We start from the raw sequence: 16,050 nt of genomic DNA on the forward strand, positions 1-16,050 counted from the left end.
TCGGCCCGCCCGGACAGTTCGAGCCCGCCGCGAAATCATCGCGGCGGGCTCGACAACCTGCGGTTTCGCTCAACCCTTGCGGGCAGCGCGGTTGACCGCCGAGACGACCGCGCGCAGCGAGGCGGTGGTGATCGAGGTGGCGATGCCGACGCCCCAGGTGACCTGGTCGCCAATGGCTACCTCGACGTAGGCGGCGGCCTGCGCGTCGTCACCGGAGGACATGGCGTGCTCGCTGTAGTCCAGCACCCGCACGTCGTAGCCGATGGTGGCCAGGGCGTCGACGAACGCGGCGAGCGGGCCGTTGCCCTCACCGGAGATGGCGTGCTCGACGCCGTCCACCTTGACCACGGCCTCGATGTGGTCGACGCCGCCGTCGGTCTCGGAGGCGGTGACCTTCTGGCGGATGCGTTCCAGCGGCAGGATCGGGGTCAGGTACTCCTCGGAGAAGACGTCCCACATCTCCTTCGGGGTGACCTCGCCGCCCTCGCCGTCGGTAATGCGCTGGATGGCCTGCGAGAACTCGATCTGCAGGCGGCGCGGCAGCACCAGGCCGTGATCGGTCTTCATGATGTAGGCCACGCCGCCCTTGCCGGACTGCGAGTTCACCCGGATCACGGCCTCGTAGGTGCGGCCGACGTCCTTCGGGTCGATGGGCAGGTACGGGACCTCCCAGGTGATGTCGTCGACATCCGCGCCCTGCGCGTCGGCGGCGGCCTTCATGGCGTCCAGGCCCTTGTTGATGGCGTCCTGGTGCGAGCCGGAGAAGGCGGTGTAGACCAGGTCGCCGCCGTAGGGGTGGCGCTCGGCGACCGGCAGCTGGTTGCAGTATTCGACCGTGCGGCGGATCTCGTCGATGTTCGAGAAGTCGATCTGCGGGTCCACGCCGCGGGAGAACATGTTCATGCCCAGCGTCACCAGGCAGACATTGCCGGTGCGCTCGCCATTGCCGAACAGGCAGCCCTCGATGCGGTCCGCACCGGCCAGGTAGCCCAATTCGGCGGCGGCGACGGCGGTTCCGCGGTCATTGTGCGGGTGCAGCGACAGCACGATCGAGTCGCGGCGGGCCAGATTGCGGCTCATCCACTCGATGGAGTCGGCGTAGACGTTCGGGGTCGCCATCTCGACGGTGGCGGGCAGGTTGATGATCAGCGGCTTCTCGGGGGTCGGCGCGATGATCTCGGAGACCGCATCGCACACCTCGCGGGCGTACTCCAGCTCGGTGCCGGTGTAGGACTCGGGGCTGTACTCGTAGCGCCAGTTGGTGTCCGGGTAGCGCTTCTCGATCTCCAGGCACAGGGTGGCGGCGTCGGTGGCGATCTTCTTGACCGCGTCCCGGTCCGCGCGGAAGACCACGCGGCGCTGCAGGATCGAGGTCGAGTTGTAGAAGTGCACGATCACGTTCGGGGCGCCGTTGCAGGCCTCGAAGGTGCGCTCGATCAGCTCGGCGCGGCACTGGGTCAGCACCTGGATGGTGACGTCGGCCGGGATGGCGCCGTCCTCGATGATCTCGCGGACGAAGTCGAAGTCGGTCTGCGAGGCGGACGGGAAGCCGACCTCGATCTCCTTGTAGCCCATGCGCACCAGCAGGTCGAACATGCGGCGCTTGCGGGCCGGGCTCATGGGATCGATGAGCGCCTGGTTGCCGTCGCGCAGGTCCACGGCACACCAGCCGGGCGCGCGGTCGATGATCTTGTTCGGCCAGGTCCGGTCGGGCAGCTCGACGGCCTCGACCTCTTCGGCGAACGGGCGATACCGGAAGGTCGGCATCGAGGAGTTCTTCTGCGCGTTCCACGCGGGCTGGTCGGCGGGCGCGGGCTTGGACGGCGGGGTGATGGTGCGCGTACCGGATACGAAAGCGTCAGCGGGTGACATGGCGATTTATCTCCGAGGGTGTGGCTGGATCCCAGGTATGGGTAGACCGGCGCGGCAAATCCCCGCGACGGGAGCCGGTCCGTATCAGAACCCGTCGCGGCGGCCGAGGAGAAGAAGGGCCCGCTGCATGATGATCACGAGTTTACATGCGGGCGATAGACGCCCGGAAGTCGGGGAGGCGGGGGCCACACCGGAGGTCTGCGCCTGCACGGTCCGAGTGTGTCACCCTCGCGCGGCCGCCGCGCAGAGTTCGTGAATCAAGCGCATTTTGTCGAGAACCGGGTCCGCGAGCACGAAAGGATACGGATCCCGGTGGCCCATGGCGCGATTCATCATATTGAGCGCCCAGACCAGCGGCAGCCACAGCTCGATGATGCGGTCGAAGGCGGCGTTCCCGGCCGGGAGCCGGTCCAGGGTCGCCCCGGCGGGCGCGAAGCCGAAGGCGGCCGCGGTGTCGAGGGTGTCGCGAATGTGCAGGTAGTGGGCGAAGGTCTCGGCCCAGTCCTCGACGGGGTGCATGGTGGCGTAGGAGGAGACGTGGGTGTTCTCCCAGCCGGGCGGCGCGCCCTCGGCGTAGTGGCGGTCCAGTGCCTCCTGGTAGTCGGCGAAGGGGTCGCCGAACAGGTCGTGGAAGCGAACGGTCTCACCGTCGGTGAGCAGCAGCACCTGGTAGTAGTGCCCGATCTCGTGGCGGAAGTGGCCCAGCAGGGTGCGGTAGGGCTCGGCCATCTCCACGCGCAGGCGCTCGCGGTGCAGATCGTCGCCCTCGGCCAGATCGAGGGTGATGACACCGTGCTCGTGACCGGTGGTGACGGGGCCCTCGGCGCTGGAGAGCAGGTCGAAGGCCAGACCGAGCTCGGGATCGGTGGCGCGATCGACGAGGGGCAGCCCGAGTTCGGTGAGTTCGACGACCAGGCGACGCTTGGCGGCCTCGGCCTCCCCGAAGGCGGTGAGCCACTTGCCTTCCAGGGTGGCCGGGCGGGCGCGGGTCAGGCGGCAGGATTCGCACGGGCTCGGCGCGGTGTCGGCGGGCACCAGCCAGTTGCACTGCGCCACAAACTGGTTCGCGCACATGACGAACTTCTCGGGATCGACGGGCAGCAGGGCCCGTGCCTCGAGGCTGAAACCGATGTCGCTGCCGCAGCCGAGGCAGACGGTGTTCTCGAAGGCGAGCTGCTGGCCGCAGCGGGGACAGGCGAAATCGCGCATGACTAGTCCTCCACGGGTGCGACGTCGACGGAGACGGTGATGGTGGATTCCTTGGCGTCGGTGTAGATGATGCCGCGCAGCGGTGGGACGTCGGCGTAGTCGCGGCCCCACGCGACGGTGACGTAGCGGTCGTCGGCGAACTGATTGTTGGTGGGGTCGAAGCCGATCCAGTGCCCCTCGCCGTCGCCCGAAAGCCCTTCACCGTCGCCCGGCAGCCACACCGCGGCCCAGGCGTGGGTGGCGTCGGCGCCGACCATGCGCTCCTTGCCCGGGGGCGGGTCGGTGGCCAGATAGCCGGAGACGTAGCGGGCAGCCAACCCCAGGGATCGCAGGCAGGCGATGGCCAGGCGCGCGAAATCCTGGCAGACGCCGTGGCGGTCGGCGAAGACGTCGGCGACCCGGGTGGTCACGGTGGTGGACCCGGATTCGTAGGCGAAATCGGTGTGGATGCGGGCTGTCAGCTCCTTCACGGCCTCCAGCAGCGGACGGCCGGGCGGGAAGGATTCGGCGGCGTAGGCGGCGACCTCGGGGATGATCTCCGGCGGTGTCAGATCGAGGGCGAATTCGACTGCCAGGGGGCCGTTTTCACCGGTCGGCCGGGCCTGCTCCCAGGTGGGTTGCTCCTCGGGCGCGGGCGGCGGCTCGAGCTCCACGACGGATTCGCCGGTCACCTCGAGGCGTCGGTGTTCGGCGGTGACATGGAAGTAGAGCGTCGTATTGCCGTACACGTCGGTGCCGACCGAGCGATCCGACGGCACCGGGTCCACCCGAATGTCGTGCGAGAGCAGGTGCTGGCCCGGGAATTCGCGCGGCGTGAGAAACGCGCGGCCGTACGAACTGCTGACCACATCCGAGTACACGTAGACGGTGCGGTGCAGCACGCGCAGACGACGCATGGCTCACCCCACCACTCGTGTGGAGCCCCACAGGGGCTGGGTCTCGCGGGGCACGGAAAGCCGGGTGGCCTCGAAGGATTCGGAGAGTTTGCGCAGCCGCAGGTGGACGCCGTCGAGCAGGTCGGCCAGGTCGACGCGGTGGCCGTCGGCGTCGGTGGCCTCCAGATCGGCGGGATCGACGCGGCGCAACATGCGCCGGGTGTCGGCCAGGAGTCGTTGCGGGCGTGAGGATCCCGAGGCGCCGGGCAGGGACAGGAAGTCGGCGTCCAGGTGCTCCAGCTGATAGGCCAGCGAGCGCGGATTGTGCTCGTCGAACAGCAGCAGGCCCGCGACGGCGGCGATCCGGACCGAATCCCGGTGGCGGCGGCGGTAACTCACCGCGGAGACGGTGGCCGACAGGACCGCGTCGGTCACCACCCGGCCCACCTCCTCCGGGTAGGTGTCGGTGAGCGCGGCGGACAGCAGGGCCGACAGCGCCAGCGCGCGTTCGATGCGACGGCCGATATCCAGGACGTGCCAACCGGTGTCGCGCACGGTCGATTCGGCGTCGATGCCGGTGAGCGCGAGCAAGCCGGACAGCACCTTCGAGTGCACGGCCGCGAGTGCGGCACCGCGATCGCCGCGCCCGGTGTACTCGGCGAGGGCGCGATCGATCGAGCCGATGACCATCCAGGTGTCGGGAGAGAGCTGATCCCGCACGGCGCGTGCGGCTTTCGCGTAGCGCTCGACCGAATACGCGACGGAACCGGAGAGCTCACGGTCTACCGTGAGCGACACCAGGTAGTCGTGATCGCGCCGGGACGCGCCGGGCAGCGCGATCGGCATGGTCGGCTCGTCGGAGTATTCGCGGTGGCGCGTGGACTGGGTTTGCGACTGCGACTGCGACTGCCCCTGTGCCGCCTGCTCCTGCACCTGCCGACGCCGGGTGCGCCGCCGTTCGGCCGTATCCCGTTGCGCGGCGGTCTTTCTCGGCGGCGGCTGGACGGTGCCGGTCATGCGGCCCAGCGCGGACATGAGCACCGGCATGGCCTCCGCGCCCTCCATCCAGGGCCGGTACCGGTAGTCCTGGTGCCGGTCGTGAATGGCGCTGAGCAGGCGCACGGTGACCTCGGCGCGTTCGCCGTAGCGGCCCAGCCAGAACAGGTCGTTGAGCACGCGCGGCGAGCTGACCACGTCCACCGAGGCGACGGCGGCCACCCGGCGCTCCCGCTCCTCGGGTACCTCCACCGCGGGCACGGCCGGGACGGCGGCGGGGGCCGCGCGCACCCACACGTCCTTGGCGGCGGCCTCCCCCACCATGCCCTCGGGTCCGCCGCGCTGGTGCAACTGCCCCAATCCGCCCTGCATGATGCGGTATCCGACGCGACCGGCCAGCGAGAACAGGCGCACCGCGACGGGCGCGGCGGCCAGTCCGCCGTCACCGGCCACGGCCGGGGCGACCGAGAACCGGGCCGGTTCCTGGCCGACCCACTTCCAGCCCTCCGCCTCGATGCGGGCCCGCCATTCCGCGCGCTGGGCGGCGGTGAGGATGGGACCGAAGACGGTGGTGTCGTCCACGGCGGAGCGCAGGATCAGGCGGTGCAGCTTGGCGGTCAAGTGGGAGCGCTCGGAATCGTCACCGCCCCAATAGGATTCGATGCCGGGAAGTTTCAATTCCTCATCGAGCAGCCGCCGCGACAGGACTGGCAGGAACGCGGCCAGCGCGGGATTCTCCAGCAGCCCGCTGCCCAGGGTGTTGACCACGGTGACCGCGCCGCGGCGCAGCACCTCCACCAAACCGACCACGCCCAGCTGCGAATCCGGCCGCAGGTCCAGGGGATCGGAGAATTCCGCGTCCACCCGGCGCAGCACCACGTCGACGCGCTCGAGCGTGCCCAGCGACCGCATCCACAACCGTCCGTCCCGCACCACCAGATCCGCGCTCTCGACCAGCGGAAACCCCAGCACCGATGCCAAATACGCCTGGTCGAAGGCGGTTTCGGAGTGCACGCCCGGGCTCAGCACGACCACGGTGGGGTCCTCGTCGGCGGCCTGCGGGGCGGCCTCGATGAGCATCAGTCGCATGGCGCGCACGAAGGGGGTGAGCGGGCGTGGGCTGGCCAGTTCGAAGGCCTCCGGAATGGCCGCGGAGACCACCCGGCGATCGGCCAGCGCGTAGCCCGCGCCCGAGGGGGCCTGCGCCCAGTCGGCCAGCACCCGGAAACCGCCGTCGCTCCAGCGGCTGACATCGCAGGCGTGCAGGAACAACTGATGCCGTCCCGGCAGCGAAATGCCGTGCGCCGCACGCACATACCCGCGATGGGCGAAGACCACCTGCGGCGGCAGCATGCCTTCGAGGATGGTGCGGCGCGGGCCGTACACATCGGCCAGCACCGCGTCGAGCAGCCGGGAGCGTTGCACCACACCGGATTCCAGCGCGGCCCAGTCGGTGTCGGAGAGCAGCAGCGGGATCGGGTCCAGCCGCCACGGCGAGGGCGCGGCGGGTGCTTCGGCGGGGTTCAGTTCGGTGTAGGTGATGCCGTCGTCCTCGATGAGCCGCCGCACGCGGCCGTCTATGCGGTGCAGCCCTTCCCGGCCCTGGTCCAGGAAGTCGGCGGACAGGTCGGCCCACATGGTGCGCAGGCGGCCGTCACGGTCGACGAGCTCGTCGTAGAAGCCGCCGGTCGGCAGGCCGCAGGCGTCGAGCGCGCCGGTACCGGCCGCGGCGGCACGGTAACTCGCGAATTCCACCGCTACCACTCCCCGGTGTGCCTATCGGTCGCCCGCCACGCTCGCGGTGGAACCGTACCGGGCCCACACGGTCCGCGCTCGCCGCAGATCGAGTATCCCGGGCGCTCCCACATCGGTGGCCTGTATGGCCATTTTGGCACGCAGCCCGGCAATGTCGACCTGACCGGAGGTATGCCCGAAGGGTACGAAACGTCGATTGCGCCGCGATTGCGCGACCGCGGCGTTCACCGGTGGCGAATCGAAATACATGCCGCCCGGATGGGACACGTAGTACCGGCAGCCGCCGCGCGAGACACCGGTCTCCAGGTCGACCACGTCGAAGACCAGTGGGGCGTCCACCGTCAGCGAGGGGTGCAGCGAGTTGGGCGGCTGCCAGGCCCGGTAGCGCACGCCCGCCACCTGCACGTCGGCCTTGCCCGCCGCGATGAGCGGCACCGGGAATCCATTGCAGGTCAGCGCGTATCGGCCCCGGTCCGCGCCGACGACCCGCACCTGCAGCCGCTCCACCGAGGAGTCCACGTAGCGGGCGGTGCCGGTGCCGGTGGTCTGTTCGCCCAGGGTGTTCCACGGTTCGATGGCCCCGCGCAGTTCGACTTCCATATCCCCGAGTACCACGGTGCCGATCCGCGGAAAACGAAACTCCGCGAACGGTTCGAGCCAGCTGATATCGAATTCGATACCGTGCGAGCGCAGATCGGCCGCGACATCGGCGATATCGGCCAGCAGAAAATGCGGCAGCAGATAGCGGCCGTGCAGATTGTCACCGTGGCGCAGCAGCGGCGCGGTGTAGGGCCGCTCCCAGAACCGCAGCACCAGCGCCCGCACCAACAGCGACTGCACCATGGCCATGCGGAAATGCGGCGGCATCTCGAAGCCGCGCAATTCCACCAACCCGAGTCGCCCACGCGCGGTTTCCGGGCTGTAGAGCTTGTCGATACAGAATTCCGCGCGATGGGTATTGCCGGTGAGATCGGTGAGCAGATGCCGCAGCGCCCGATCGACTTCCCAAGGGGCCGAGGTGGACTCACCGTCCTCGCCCGCCCGCTCGGCGCTCAACCGGGCGATCTCGGCGAAGGCGATCTCCAACTCGTACAGCGCGTCCGACCGGCCCTCGTCCACCCGCGGGGCCTGCGAGGTCGGCCCGATGAATCGCCCGGAGAACAGGTAGGACAGCGACGGATGCCGCTGCCAGTAGGTAAGCATCGACACCAGCAGGTCGGGTCGCCGCAGTAGCGGCGACCGCGCGGGCGTGCGCCCACCCAGGGTGATGTGATTCCCGCCGCCGGTGCCGCTGTGGGTCCCGTCCACATCGAACGATTCGGTGCCCAGCCGGGCCAGTCGCGCCTGCTCGTACAGGTCGTCGAGCAGTCTCGCCTGTTCGGCGAAGCTGGACGTCGGCTGCACATTGACCTCGATCACGCCGGGATCGGGTGTGATCGACAGGGTCTGCAGCCGCGAATCCCCCGGCGGGGCATAGCCTTCCAATACGACCGGCTGCCCGACCTCGGCGGCGGCCGCCTCGATCCGGGCGACCAGATCGCAGAAGGCGTCGAAATCCTCCAACGGGGGCAGGAATACGAACAGTCGCCCGTCGCGAACCTCCGCCACCAGCGCGGTGGTCGGTGCGCCGTCGGCCGGTTCGACCACGGCGGCCTCGTCCGGACGCGGGCTCGTCGCCGGGGCCAGCGGATCCGAATCCGGCGGTACCGGCGCGTCGCGCCAGGAAATCGAGCCGAGCGGCAACCGCAGCCCCGCCGGAGAATCGCCCTCGGTCAAGACGATTCGCCCGCGCCGCAACCGCCAGTCCGCGCTGGCCCAACCCGCACCGTCCGCGCGCCGATACAGCGGCAACACATAAGCGGCGGGTTCGGCGACCACCGCGTCGAGCGCCGCCAGCAGCGCCTTGCGCGCCTGCACCGAATCCTCCCCCGGCTCGAGATCATCGTCGGCGTGGACCGGTTCCCCGTCCGGCGCACGGGTTTTCGCCGCCAGCCGCAGCAAGGCGTCCTCGTACGCGGGCCGCGCCTGACTCGGCGGCAGTCCAAGCCCACGCGCGACATGCTCGACCAACTCTCGCGCGGGTCGCGTGGCCTCGTCGGCCTGCCCGCTTCGCGCGCCCGCGGCACCGCCCGCCACCGCCGGGCGCAGCGACTCGGCGCGACCGGTTGGTATCTGCCAAGACTCATGGCCGACTCGTACCGAAGCGGTGAGCATGGCAGCCTCGTCGCCCGGTATCGGCGTGTCAAGCATCTCGACGCCCGCGTCGGCGACGGATGTACGAGCGTGCTGCGAATGAGACAGTCCGACTGAGATCGGCTCTGCCGCGCCACCGTCGCCGACACAGTCTGCCGTGTCGGACAACTCGGCATTCTCATGCTCCGCCGCGCCGCCGGGACCGGGCTCGCCCAGCGCAACGGTACGTGCCGCCACTCGGCTACCGCCGTCATTCTCGCCGGATTTGCCGGAATCCGGTGCAGGCGGGCGGATTCTGCGTTGATCGGGCGGGAGCCAGGGGTCGTCGAGGAGGGTCTGGTCGAGCCAGAGGGGCTGGTTGTCGGTGCGCCAGAGCAGGGAGATATCCCAGCGGGGCAAGGGTTCTCCCGGGTACCACTTGCCCTGGCGGTATTGGACCAGGCCGTTCGGGGCGTAGATGGCGCGCAGGCGTTGGGCGAGGTCGGCGGCGCGTTCGCGCTTGTGGGGTCCGTCGGCCTCGGTGGTCCATTCGGGGCTGGTCTGATCGTCGATCGAGACGAAGGTGGGTTCACCGCCGATGGTCAGGCCGATGCCCGCCGCGCGGGTGCGGGCGTCCACCGCGGCACCGGCGGCCGCGATGCGCTCCCATTGACTGTCGCTGTAGGGCATTGTGGTTCGCGGATCCTCGTGAATGCGACGCACGGTATTGGAGAAGTCCAGCGTGGCATTGACCGGATCGGTCGCGCCGGTGATGGCGGCCGAGGACACCGGGTGCGGGGTGGCGGCCAGCGGGATGTGGCCCTCACCGGTGAAGAGCCCGGAGGTGGGGTCCAGACCCACCCAGCCCGCGCCGGGGAGATAGACCTCGGTCCAGGCGTGCAGATCGGTGAAGTCGGCGGGCGGGCCGGAGGGACCGTCGAGGGAGGGGATGTCCTGGGCGAGCTGGATCAGGTAGCCGGAGACGAACCGTGCGGCCAAACCGAATTCGCGCAGGATGGCGGTCAACAACCAGGCCGAGTCACGGCAGGAGCCGAGCGCCGTGCGCAGCGTGTGGTCCGGCGTCTGCACCCCGGGCTCCATGCGAATGGTGTAGCCGACATCGTGGCGCAGGGCCTGATTCAGCGAAATCAGGAATTCGATGGTGCGCGGATGGTCTTTCGGCCGATGCGCCGCCACCCACGCGCGCACCAGTTCCCCTGCGCCGGAACCGGGTTCACCCTCGTCCACCGGGCGCAGGTACACGTCCAGGTCGGTGGCGAGGTCGGGGGTGTAAGAGAAGGGGAAGTGTTCGGCGTATTCCTCGACGAAGAAATCGAACGGGTTGATCGCCTCCAGATCGGCGACCAGACCGATCACCACCGACAATTCCCGCGCGGGCTCGGTGAACACCAGGCGCGCAAGGTAATTGCCGAAGGCGTCCTGCTGCCAGTTCACGAAGTGCTCGGCGGGCGTCACCCGCATGGAATAGGCCTCGATGGTGGTGCGCGTATGCGGTGCCGGGCGCAGCCGGACCACGTGCGGATGAATCCGTACGGCGCGGTCGAAGGTGTAGACGGTGCGATGCTCGAGGGAAACCTTGATCCCCATCCGTCCAGTTCACCACGCGGAGTGCCTGCCACGCTGGCGTTTTTCCGACAGTTCGGGCGACACGCGGTGAGCTCCCACAGTTGTCGCACCGTGGTGATATCACCGTAACGACGCGTGAAGGAGGAGACGGTGGAACGCATCGAATGCGCACTGTGCGAATCGGCCCTCGATCACTGTCACGGGACATTGATCGTGCACGCCGCGGGCTCGGTGGACTGCACCGAATCCGACTGTTTCGATACCGCCCGGGCCCGGCATGTCTTCGTGGCCGACTGCGCCGATGTGGCGGGTGGCTGCGCCTGCGCCGCGCCGCCGGTACGGACCGGTCGGCAGGCTCGAGTGGGCTAGCCACTAGCCTGGCCGGGTGAGCTACGACCTCGTTCTGCTGCCCTCCGGCGCCGCCGCGTCCCCCGCCGAGGTGGACGCGTACCTGACCGCGCAGGACGGTCGACCGGCCGTCGATGCCGTCGCCGAGATCGCGGCCGAGCTGGACAAACGCAATGCCGAGCTGCCCGAGGCGGACGCCTTCCTGGGCGCACCGGCCGTCGACGGCGTGCTGGGCGCGGCGCTGTTCGTGTCCACGCCCTACGACGCCATCGGGCACACCCGAAACCTGTTGTTCGAGCTGGGAACCCCGCGCGGCTACGCGGTGTGGGATCCGCAGCTGGCCTGGCTCATGGACCCGGCCGATTCGGTGGCCGCCGCCGTCACGCACGGTGGCGCCGGTGAGTTCCCGTACCTGACAAAGCAACTCGTGGACGAATGGGTGCCCGATCTCGGGCAGCCCGGCCCGTATCTGATCGTGGAAACCGGTGATCAGGTCTACATCCAGACCTATCGGCATCCGGATGGGCATTTCGATCTCGAATACCGCGAAGGGTCCGCCGATAAGCATTTCGCGGCCACCGCAAACGATCCGCGAATTGTCGCGGATCTGATCTGGGGATGGGCCACCGGAGATCGTTCGGGATTCACGGCCCTCGATTGGCAGCGTCTCACATTCTGAGCGCTGAATAACGGAGAGATTTCAATTTCGGCTCACCCGCCTCGGCAATGACGAGTACACGCGTGCGCGAAAGCTAGCCTGCAGTTAATAGACAGGCTAATTGCATGCGGTGTTTCGGCTTGTGCGCATTACTCACCCAGGCGAGGAGCGAGAGATGAAGCTACGTCCGACCATGAGCGCGGGGACCCTACGTAAGGGCTTGGCCGTCGTGGCCGGATTAGCGGCGACCTTCGCCATCGCGGTGGCATTGCACGCCAGCGGCGCGGGGGCGGATATCCCCCGGAATGTGCAGCACATTCCATGCCCGCAGCCAGCGGCGCTCCCGGCGCCGCCGACCTGGACATAAACCTCTAGAGCGCCCGCCGACCCGAAAGGGCTCGGCCCAGGGTCAATTCGTCGGCGAACTCCAGGTCGCCGCCCATGGGTAGGCCGCTGGCCAGGCGGGTCACGCTGAGGCCCGGGAAGTCTCGCAGCATGCGGACCAGATACGTGGCCGTCGCCTCGCCCTCGGTATTGGGGTCGGTGGCGATAATGACCTCGGTGACGTCCACACCGTCGTCCTGATTTCCGATGCGGGTCAGCAGTTCCCGAATGCGCAATTGGTCCGGGCCCACGCCCGAGAGCGGGTCGAGCGCGCCGCCGAGCACGTGATACCGACCGCGGAATTCGCGGGTGCGCTCGATGGCCTGCACGTCCTTGGGCTCCTCGACCACGCAGATCATGGTGCGATCGCGGCGCGGGTCGGCGCAGATGCGGCAGAGTTCCCCGTCGGAGACGGTGCCGCAGACGGCACAGAACCGCACGCCGTCGCGCACCTTCTGCAGCGCCGCCTGCAGGCGGTCGATCTCCGGCGGCTCCACCCCGAGCAGGTGAAACGCGATGCGCTGCGCGCTCTTCGGGCCGACGCCGGGCAGTTTGCCCAGCTCGTCGATGAGATCCTGAACCGGACCCTCGTACACCTGCGCCGTCCTCCGCCGTCAGAATCCGGGCAGGGCGCCGCCGCCCATGCCGCCCGCGAGCGGACCCAGGCGTTCGGCGGCGAGGTTCTGCGCGGCCGTCATCGCGCTGTTGAGCGCGCCGATCACCAGGTCCTGCAGGGTCTCGATGTCCTCCGGATCGACCACCTTCGGGTCGATGGTCAGCGCCAGCACCTCACCGGTGGCCTTGATCTTGGCGCGCACCAGGCCACCGCCCGCCTCGCCCTCGACCTCGGATTCCGCGATCTCCTGCTGCGCGGCCATGACGGCCTGCTGCATCTGCTGGGCCTGGGCCATCAACTGCTGGATGTCGAATCCTTCACCGGGCTGCACGGCGCGTCCTTCCTGGGGGATGGTGATTGCACCCCAGCCTAGTCGGCGGCACGGATCACCGACTCGATCGGCTTGCGCGGCGATCTTCTTGACTCTCCCCTCGCTGGAGGGTGTTCGCTTAGGGCATGACGGCAACGGTTCCGATCGGCGAGTTCTCCCGACTCACCTACCTGACCATCAAGACGCTGCGCTACTACCACGAGATCGAGCTGCTGGAGCCGGTCGCCATCGACCCGAGCTCGGGCTATCGGTTCTATTCCACCGAGCAGGTGGACCAGGCGCATCTGATCAAACGGCTGCGCGAGCTGAACATGCCGCTGCCGGAGATCAAGGCGGTCATGGCGGCCCCGGATCAGGCCGCCCGGGACGCGGCCATTCGCGCGCATCTCGAACGCATGGAGGCCGAGCTGGTGCGCACCCGGGACGTGGTGGCGTCGTTGAAGGCGCTGCTGCTGCCGTCCGCGGGGCTGACGGTCGAATACCGTTCCATCGCAAGCCTTCCCGTACTTGCCATGACCGCGACCGTGACCCGCGACGAGTGCGGACAGTGGTGTGAGCAGAGTTTCGGGGCGATGTACGGCAGCCTGGCCGCGGCGAATCTCGCACCGGCCGGGCCGGGCGGCGCGACCTACGCGCTGGAGTTCTTCGAATACGACAAGGGCGAGGTCGTCACCTACGTGCCGATCGACCCGCGCCACCGTGACCGCTTCGACGCCGGGTCCGTGCTGGACCTGCCCGCCCGCCGCTTCGCCATCGCCGTGCACGCGGGCCCGTTCGAGGACTTCGACCGCACCTATGGCGCCCTGGGCAGCCATGTGGCCGAACACGACTCGGCGCTGGCCGAACCCGTCCGCGAGATCTACCTGGTCGGCCCCGGTGACGCCGAGCCCGCCGACTACCGCACCGAAGTCTGCTGGCCGATCGGTCGGCTCTGAAATATCGGCCCTGAGAACAAGGAGAGAACCATGGCACTGTCCCTCGGCAATATCGTGTTCGACTGCCACAATGCCGCCGCCCTGGCGGGCTTCTACGCACAGTTGATGGATCGCCCCGTCGACGAGGGCGCGAACCAGTACTTCGCGACCATCGACAATGCCGCCGCCACACCGACGTTCATGTTCGTCGCGGTCCCGGACAAGAACCCGGGCAAGAATGTGGTGCACCTGGATCTGACCGGCGGCGCGCTGGCCGACGAGATCGAGCGCGCGGTCGCCCTCGGGGCCAAGCACATCGCGGACTTCGACGAATACGGCGCGAAGTGGGCGACGCTGAGCGACCCGGAGGGCAACCTCTTCGATATCGGCGTCTCGAACTAGGCGGCCAGTTCCTTCTTCAGGTTCTCGAGCACCTCGGCCTGGATCTTCTTCAGGCCGAGCGGCGCGAAGATGCCCTCGAAGATGCCGCCGATGCCGCCCGCGCCCTTCCAGGTGGTGCGCACGGTGACCAGCGAGCCCGAACCCGAGGGGGTCACGGTCCAGGCGGTGACCATGGAGGAGTTCGAATCCCGTTCCGTCACCATGGAATCGGAGACCGAGACGGCCGCGCGCACATTGCGGGACCGCTTCTCGGTGGCCTGCAGCGTCCACTCGGCGACGGTGCCCGCACCGTGGCCGCCCTCGACCACCTTGTAGTCGCGGTAGTGCGAGGAGAGGATCTTCGGCCGCACTGTCTCGTAGTCGGCGATCGCGTCGAGGGTGCGCTGGGGATCCGCCGACACGACGATCGAACTGGAGGCGCTGACCTGTCCCACCATGTGCTCCTTTGTGATTACGCGGGCCGACCGGGTCATGCTACGCCGGATCGCGACGGGCCGGTTCGCCGCGCCACGTGGGCTCCGCCACGCCCGGGTGCTCAGCGGGTGAGTAACAGGCCCGCCGTCGCGGCGGCGGTCGCCGCCACCGCCAGCACCAGGCCGGTCAGCACGAATTTGCGCAGCGGCACCTCGACCGCGTGGGTGCGGCAGAACTCCAGGCACAACAGCGTCGCGAGCGAGGCCCACGGCGTCACCACCGGGGCGACGTTCACACCGATCAGCAAGGCCAGCAACTGGTTTCGCTCGCCGTCGGCGATGACGGCCTCCCCGGCGGTGTAGGCGGGCAGGTTGTTGACGACATTGGACAGGGCCGCGCCCGCCCCCGCCGCCCGGATGACGCCGAGGCCGCTGCCGTCCCGGCCGATCAGATCGGCCATGACGTGCGAGAGCCCGTGCAGCGACAGCGTGGGCACCACCAGGAACAGTCCGGACACGAAAACCAGCAGCCGCCAAGGGAACAGCGACCAGCGCAGCGCGGCGCGGTCGTAGACCGCGCAGGCCGCCACCGCGATGGCCGCCGCCACCGTGGCGGCGATCCCGATCCGATCCCCCACCACCGGAATCGCCACCACGAACAGCACGCACGCGCCGCCGGAGGCGTAGAACAGCACCCGCTCGCGCGCGTTCTCCAGCCGGATCGGCTCGGGCACCACGTACCGGTCGGCCCCGCGCTGTGCGCGCCGCCAGTACCACCACCACAGGCACGCCATGGTCACCGCGATCGAAAGCAGTTGCGGCAGCCACATTCCGGCGGCGAATCCGGTCGCGGTCAGCGCCACCCGATCGGCCGCCAGCAGATTCGTCAGATTCGACACAGGCAGCAGCAGACTCGCCGTATTCGCCAGCCACAGGGTCGTCATGGCCAGGGGCAGCGGGGGAATCCGGGCGGGCACCGCCAGGGCGAGCATGACCGGGGTCAGCAGTACCGCGGTGGTGTCGAGGTTGAGCACCATGGTGGTGGTCGCGGCGAACAGCACGCACAGCAGGAACAATCCGACATAGTTCCCGCCCGCCACGATCGCCAGCCGATGCGCGATCACATCGAACACCTTGGCCCGCCGCGCCAACTGCGCCAGCACGATCACGCTGCCCAGGAACAACAGCAGCGGCGCGATCCGCCGCATGTTCACGGCCGCCTCGTGGCGGGGCAGCAGTCCGGTTGCCACACAGAGCAACCCGGCCACCAGCAGCCCGATGCGGACCGTGTCCAGGGCACTCGGCCGCCACCGCCGGGCCTCCAGCTGATCTAGATCGGGCATTACGCGATTATCGCCCTTCAATCGTTAGCGAGAGTAAGAATCATCACGAAAATACAGGGAATAGACTCACAGGAAGGCAGGTAAGGACTGCCGACACGCATGCAAACTATGCGTGAAAACCCGCCCCGCCGGTGCTCCCCTGCTGGCCGTACCGGTCGGTGCACGCTAGGTTTCC

At 68.8% G+C, this 16,050-nt stretch carries 14 protein-coding genes; 5 read left to right on the forward strand and 9 right to left on the reverse strand.

Annotation, left to right across the window (positions count from 1 at the left end; all coding sequences use genetic code 11):
* Window positions 1-69 precede the first annotated feature (69 nt).
* The 5 genes from leuA to VMT40_RS04750 form a co-directional block, all read right to left on the reverse strand.
* Entirely contained in the window at window positions 70-1,872 is a 1,803-nt protein-coding gene (leuA, locus tag VMT40_RS04730) for a 2-isopropylmalate synthase (protein ID WP_326356712.1), read from the reverse strand.
* A gap of 222 nt (window positions 1,873-2,094) precedes the next feature.
* Window positions 2,095-3,081, reverse strand: a complete 987-nt coding sequence (locus VMT40_RS04735; protein WP_326356713.1) for a zinc-binding metallopeptidase family protein — start codon at window positions 3,079-3,081, stop codon at window positions 2,095-2,097.
* 2 nt (window positions 3,082-3,083) lie between these two features.
* A complete protein-coding gene (locus VMT40_RS04740) occupies window positions 3,084-3,977 on the reverse strand; it encodes a transglutaminase family protein (RefSeq protein ID WP_326356714.1) in 894 nt (297 codons plus the stop codon).
* Window positions 3,978-3,980: 3 nt separating this feature from the next.
* Window positions 3,981-6,707, reverse strand: a complete 2,727-nt coding sequence (locus VMT40_RS04745) for a circularly permuted type 2 ATP-grasp protein (protein WP_326356715.1) — start codon at window positions 6,705-6,707, stop codon at window positions 3,981-3,983.
* A 21-nt stretch (window positions 6,708-6,728) separates the two neighbouring features.
* Window positions 6,729-10,487 (reverse strand): transglutaminase family protein, encoded by a 3,759-nt coding sequence (locus VMT40_RS04750; protein ID WP_326356716.1) that lies wholly within the window; start codon window positions 10,485-10,487, stop codon window positions 6,729-6,731.
* Between the two features lie 129 nt (window positions 10,488-10,616).
* On the opposite strand from VMT40_RS04750, the gene VMT40_RS04755 reads away from it, so the two are divergent.
* The 3 genes from VMT40_RS04755 to VMT40_RS04765 all read left to right on the forward strand — a co-directional run bounded on the left by VMT40_RS04755 (window position 10,617) and on the right by VMT40_RS04765 (window position 11,839).
* Window positions 10,617-10,835 carry a hypothetical protein gene (locus VMT40_RS04755; RefSeq protein ID WP_442789900.1) on the forward strand — a complete coding sequence of 73 codons (219 nt, stop codon included), beginning with the start codon at window positions 10,617-10,619 and terminating at the stop codon, window positions 10,833-10,835.
* 16 nt (window positions 10,836-10,851) lie between these two features.
* The gene (locus VMT40_RS04760) at window positions 10,852-11,493 is read left to right on the forward strand and encodes a hypothetical protein (protein ID WP_326356717.1); all 642 of its coding nucleotides are present in this window, start codon (window positions 10,852-10,854) and stop codon (window positions 11,491-11,493) included.
* 154 nt (window positions 11,494-11,647) lie between these two features.
* Window positions 11,648-11,839 (forward strand): hypothetical protein, encoded by a 192-nt coding sequence (locus VMT40_RS04765; RefSeq protein WP_326356718.1) that lies wholly within the window; start codon window positions 11,648-11,650, stop codon window positions 11,837-11,839.
* 4 nt (window positions 11,840-11,843) lie between these two features.
* Here the strand turns inward: VMT40_RS04765 and recR are convergent, their stop codons facing one another.
* Window positions 11,844-12,452 carry a recombination mediator RecR gene (gene recR, locus VMT40_RS04770; RefSeq protein ID WP_326310112.1) on the reverse strand — a complete coding sequence of 203 codons (609 nt, stop codon included), beginning with the start codon at window positions 12,450-12,452 and terminating at the stop codon, window positions 11,844-11,846.
* A gap of 18 nt (window positions 12,453-12,470) precedes the next feature.
* A complete protein-coding gene (locus VMT40_RS04775) occupies window positions 12,471-12,803 on the reverse strand; it encodes a YbaB/EbfC family nucleoid-associated protein (protein ID WP_326356719.1) in 333 nt (110 codons plus the stop codon).
* A 125-nt stretch (window positions 12,804-12,928) separates the two neighbouring features.
* Here VMT40_RS04775 and VMT40_RS04780 point away from each other — a divergent pair, with 125 nt between their 5' ends.
* Both VMT40_RS04780 and VMT40_RS04785 read left to right on the forward strand, forming a co-directional pair.
* Window positions 12,929-13,738 (forward strand): MerR family transcriptional regulator, encoded by an 810-nt coding sequence (locus VMT40_RS04780; protein WP_326356720.1) that lies wholly within the window; start codon window positions 12,929-12,931, stop codon window positions 13,736-13,738.
* 30 nt (window positions 13,739-13,768) lie between these two features.
* Window positions 13,769-14,119: a VOC family protein gene (locus tag VMT40_RS04785; protein ID WP_326356721.1), complete on the forward strand. Its 351-nt coding sequence runs from the start codon at window positions 13,769-13,771 to the stop codon at window positions 14,117-14,119.
* On the opposite strand, the gene VMT40_RS04790 is transcribed toward VMT40_RS04785, so the two are convergent.
* Together VMT40_RS04790 and VMT40_RS04795 are read right to left on the reverse strand one after the other, a co-directional pair.
* The gene (locus VMT40_RS04790; protein WP_326356722.1) at window positions 14,116-14,553 is read right to left on the reverse strand and encodes an SRPBCC family protein; all 438 of its coding nucleotides are present in this window, start codon (window positions 14,551-14,553) and stop codon (window positions 14,116-14,118) included. The genes VMT40_RS04785 and VMT40_RS04790 overlap by 4 nt on opposite strands.
* Window positions 14,554-14,654: 101 nt before the next feature.
* Complete coding sequence (locus VMT40_RS04795; protein WP_326356723.1) at window positions 14,655-15,875, reverse strand: SLC13 family permease; 1,221 nt, start codon at window positions 15,873-15,875, stop codon at window positions 14,655-14,657.
* Window positions 15,876-16,050: the final 175 nt, after the last annotated feature.

It is taken from the genome of Nocardia sp. CDC160 (assembly GCF_035818795.1).
GTDB lineage: Bacteria > Actinomycetota > Actinomycetes > Mycobacteriales > Mycobacteriaceae > Nocardia.

Excerpts from the sequence above, each read along its gene's own strand:
- VMT40_RS04740 (WP_326356714.1), bottom strand. The coding sequence starts at position 3,977 with ATGCGTCGTCTGCGCGTGCTGCACCGCACCGTCTACGTGTACTCGGAT.
- VMT40_RS04750 (WP_326356716.1), bottom strand. The coding sequence starts at position 10,487 with ATGGGGATCAAGGTTTCCCTCGAGCATCGCACCGTCTACACCTTCGAC.
- VMT40_RS04785 (WP_326356721.1), top strand. The coding sequence starts at position 13,769 with ATGGCACTGTCCCTCGGCAATATCGTGTTCGACTGCCACAATGCCGCC.
- leuA (WP_326356712.1), bottom strand. The coding sequence starts at position 1,872 with ATGTCACCCGCTGACGCTTTCGTATCCGGTACGCGCACCATCACCCCG.
- VMT40_RS04765 (WP_326356718.1), top strand. The coding sequence starts at position 11,648 with ATGAAGCTACGTCCGACCATGAGCGCGGGGACCCTACGTAAGGGCTTG.
- VMT40_RS04795 (WP_326356723.1), bottom strand. The coding sequence starts at position 15,875 with ATGCCCGATCTAGATCAGCTGGAGGCCCGGCGGTGGCGGCCGAGTGCC.
- VMT40_RS04780 (WP_326356720.1), top strand. The coding sequence starts at position 12,929 with ATGACGGCAACGGTTCCGATCGGCGAGTTCTCCCGACTCACCTACCTG.
- VMT40_RS04735 (WP_326356713.1), bottom strand. The coding sequence starts at position 3,081 with ATGCGCGATTTCGCCTGTCCCCGCTGCGGCCAGCAGCTCGCCTTCGAG.